At 67.1% G+C, this 2,180-nt stretch carries 1 protein-coding gene; it reads left to right on the forward strand.

What is annotated here, in order from left to right; genetic code table 11:
* Positions 1–599: 599 nt before the first annotated feature.
* Complete coding sequence (gene ltrA, locus HGBR_RS15685) at positions 600–2,060, forward strand: group II intron reverse transcriptase/maturase (protein ID WP_019160294.1); 1,461 nt, start codon at positions 600–602, stop codon at positions 2,058–2,060.
* Positions 2,061–2,180: the final 120 nt, after the last annotated feature.

A 2,180-nucleotide genomic window follows, 5' to 3' on the forward strand; every position in this document is an offset into this window, starting at 1 on the left:
GGTGCGCCACGAGGCGCTGTTGTTTCGGATGGAGGTGAGAGACCTGCATCGCCTGGTCGTCGTAGCGGCTGGGTGAAGTTGGCGGCAGCCTGAACCGGGGATCGCCGGGGAGGGTGGGAGCAGCCGCGACAAAGTCAGGGCGGTTCGGCACTGCCGGACGGGCCGTGCCTGGTGAACGAGACGGGAAGGTGTACGCAAGGAACCGGTGTTGTGAAGCCTCTTCATCGTCGACCAGCTCGAACCCGGTGGATCTGGGCTGGTGCGCGGTGCGTACCTGCCCCTCGGGGCTGCCAGCCAGGTGGCCGTCGGGGGCGGGGAACTGTCGGGACGGTTGTATGTGTCGGGCCTGGCAGGTCGTGGTGAAGGTCTACGGCGTAGCCACGACGAGACCGCAGGGGCAAAGCCGGGCGCCTCGCCCGTTGACCGAGCAACAGTGAACGTGGGAACCGCCCGCAGTCCGTTCCCCGCCCTCGTGGCGGGGATAGGTCCGATGCCGACCAAAGGGTGCGGGTGGGGCGGAGCCGTCGTAGTACTCCGAGGCCGGGAGAGCCGGTCGCATGGGGAAGGACGGCAGCGAGAGGAAGCAAGGAGGGACTGTGATGTCCGAAGACGCGTCGGTGAACACCGGCGCCGTCATCTGGCCCGAGCATGAGTGGGCGCAGGTGACGGTACGGAGGATGCAGACCAAGCTGCATTGTTGGGCGGCCGGGAACCCCGGTCGCCGGTTTGACGATCTGTACAACCTGGTCTGTGACCCGGCGTTCCTGGTGGTGGCGTGGCAACGCGTCGCGGGGAACAAGGGGTCGCGGACGCCGGGGGTGGACCGGGCCACCGTGGCCTGGATCGCTTCCCGGATCGGGGTCGAGGAGTTCCTGAACGGCGTCCGCGAGCAGTTACGGGCGCGGACGTTCTGCCCGGTCGAGGTACGTCAGGTCGAGATTCCCAAGGCCAGCGGCAAGGTCCGCAGGCTGGGGATCCCGACCGTGACCGACCGGGTGGTGCAGGCAGCTCTGAAACTGGTGCTGGAACCGATCTTCGAGGCGGACTTTGCTCCGTGCTCGTACGGTTTCCGCCCGAACCGGCGCGCGCAGGACGCCATCGCCGAGATCCATCACTTCACCACCAAGTCGTACCACTGGGTGCTGGAGGCCGACATCGAGGCGTGCTTCGACAACATCGATCACGTCGCGCTGTTGGACAGGGTCCGGGCACGGATCGGCGACAAGCGCGTGACCAGGCTGGTCAAGTCGTTCCTCAAGGCCGGGGTGATGACCACCACCGGCTCGCGGGAGGCGACCCACACCGGCACCCCGCAGGGCGGGATCTTGTCCCCGTTGCTGGCCAACATCGCCCTGTCCACGCTGGATGATCACTTCATCACCGCGTGGAACGAACAGATGGCGACCGAGGTTCAGCGGCAGCGCCGCAAGCGACAAGGCATGCCTAACTTCCGTCTGGTCCGGTACGCCGACGACTTCGTCGTCCTGGTCACCGGGCGGCGGGAGCACGCCGAGCAGTTGCAGGCGGAGATGGCGAGCGTGCTGGCCCCGATGGGCCTGCGCCTGTCACCGGAGAAGACCCGCGTGGTCCACATCGACGACGGGTTCGACTTCCTCGGCTTCAACATCCGCAGGATGCGCAGGCGAGGCAGCAACAAGTGGTTCGTGTACACCAGGCCCTCGAAGAAGGCGATCGCCTCGATCAAGGGCCGGGTAAAGGCCATGACGTACAGAGCGACCCTGCACCACGATCCCGGGTACTTGTTCGAGTACCTGGGCCGGGTGCTGCGAGGGTGGGCCAACTACTTCCGGCACGGCGTGTCCAAAGCGACCTTCTCCGCGATCGACTCCTACGCGTGGGAGCGAATCACGGCCTGGTTGCGGGACAAGCACAAGATCGGATGGCCAGAGTTGCGGCGCAGGTTCTGCCTGCCCGGAACCTGGCGGCTCGCCGTTGACGGGCAACGATTCCGAGGCGCAGCCAGCGTCTCCGTCGTCCGGTACCGCTACCGCGGCTACCGGATCCCGACCCCGTGGACACCGACAGCCACCACCGGCTGAGCAACAACCACCTCGTGGAGAGCCCGGTGCGGTGAAAGTCGCACGCCGGGTTCGGCGGGCGGTCCGGGGAAACGGAGCGACAGCAATGCCGCCACCGCGCCCCGGACCGACCCAACTGGC

This window comes from Brevibacterium senegalense (genome assembly GCF_000285835.1).
GTDB lineage: Bacteria > Actinomycetota > Actinomycetes > Actinomycetales > Brevibacteriaceae > Brevibacterium > Brevibacterium senegalense.

Excerpts from the sequence above, each read along its gene's own strand:
- ltrA (WP_019160294.1), top strand. The coding sequence starts at position 600 with ATGTCCGAAGACGCGTCGGTGAACACCGGCGCCGTCATCTGGCCCGAG.